The sequence below is a fragment of the Paenibacillus sp. PastM-3 genome (assembly GCF_029893965.1).
Lineage (GTDB): Bacteria > Bacillota > Bacilli > Paenibacillales > Paenibacillaceae > Paenibacillus_AQ.
This window is the reverse complement of the sequence record NZ_JARXXP010000080.1, coordinates 1-1,142: the sequence shown is the minus strand read 5'-3', so window position 1 is coordinate 1,142 and position 1,142 is coordinate 1. Positions and strand designations below refer to the sequence as shown.

Genomic DNA, 1,142 nt, shown 5'->3' with positions numbered 1-1,142 from the left:
TATGGGGCGAACGTTATTATGGACCCGAAAACAGAGCAGTTTACTAAAGTTACAGGTCAGATCACACCGCAATCGTGGGTTACAGTTGAACCTGCTCAGCGTTGGTTGCAAATGTTGTCCCGTCCATTGCCAGTGCCAGCGAATGTTGCCGGCTGGGCTGTAGCAAAAGTTCTTTAATAAGAGAGGAGAATAGAACGACATGGCATATAAAGCGCTCGGCAATATCCTCCATAGCGGAAAGAATTACAAAAAGGGCGATGAGATCCCTGGGTTGAAGAAGGAAGAGGCCAAACGTCTCATTGATTTGAAGGTACTGGAAGAAGAGTCTGCCAAAGAGGCGAAATCTGACAGTGCCGATTAGGTGGTGTTTGCTGTGAACCTCAGGGATCAGATTTTAATTGATAATCAGCGAACGTTCCTTAACCCGAGTGAATTTGCTGATTTTTATATCATTGACGGCGTAGAAGTGAAGGCATCCCTTGACTCAGCGACCGACAGCAAGCACCCCCTGGCATATGCTGAGGGGGTTTCGCTTGTTACGGACACCTTGTATGTGGATGTGCTTGAGCTGGGATACACGCCGGAGCAAGATTCCTGGATGAAGATCAACGGCAAAGATTTTAAGGTTGTCCGCGTGGGCTCTGAGAAAGGTATGCTCTCGCTTTACTTGGAGGCAAATGTGTCATGAGGGTTGACGGAATCAGAGAGGCAATCAAGGGCACCAAGGCCCTGAAGAACCGTATGCAGCCGGCTGCATCTCTTGCTCTTAATCGAGTGGGTCAGGGGGTTGTAACCGAGGCTGCCCGTGAGGTCAAGCAGGCCTACAACATCAAAGCTGCTGACGTCAAGGATGCAATCCGCCTGGTGCTCTCGTCTCCGGAGGAGGGCAGAGTGCTGATTAAGGCGAAGGGGCGTAACCTGCCGGTAACCCGATTTAAGGTGACGCCTAAAGCCCCGTCCCCGAAGCGTCAGAAGATGGTTAAGGTCGCTATCAAGCGTGGGGAAGTCAAAAAGCTGAGCACGGCCTTTATCGCCAACAGGCGGGGGGGCATCGGGGTTATGAAGCGGCAGAAGCCGACCGGCCAGAGCGGCCGCGCACGTGTTGTGAATGCCAAAGGGTACCGGCCGGAGCTGCCGATTGA

The 1,142-nt window shown here is 52.3% G+C and carries 3 protein-coding genes; all 3 read left to right on the top strand.

Annotated features, from left to right (window positions below; all coding sequences use genetic code 11):
* The first annotated feature begins 199 nt into the window (after positions 1-199).
* A complete protein-coding gene (locus M2108_RS31350) occupies positions 200-361 on the top strand; it encodes a DUF7210 family protein (RefSeq protein WP_277473373.1) in 162 nt (53 codons plus the stop codon).
* Between the two features lie 12 nt (positions 362-373).
* Positions 374-688 carry a hypothetical protein gene (locus M2108_RS31345; RefSeq protein ID WP_277473372.1) on the top strand — a complete coding sequence of 105 codons (315 nt, stop codon included), beginning with the start codon at positions 374-376 and terminating at the stop codon, positions 686-688.
* Positions 685-1,142 (top strand): phage tail protein (locus tag M2108_RS31340; RefSeq protein ID WP_277473371.1); only part of this gene is annotated, 458 nt, incomplete at its 3' end. The genes M2108_RS31345 and M2108_RS31340, both read left to right, overlap by 4 nt.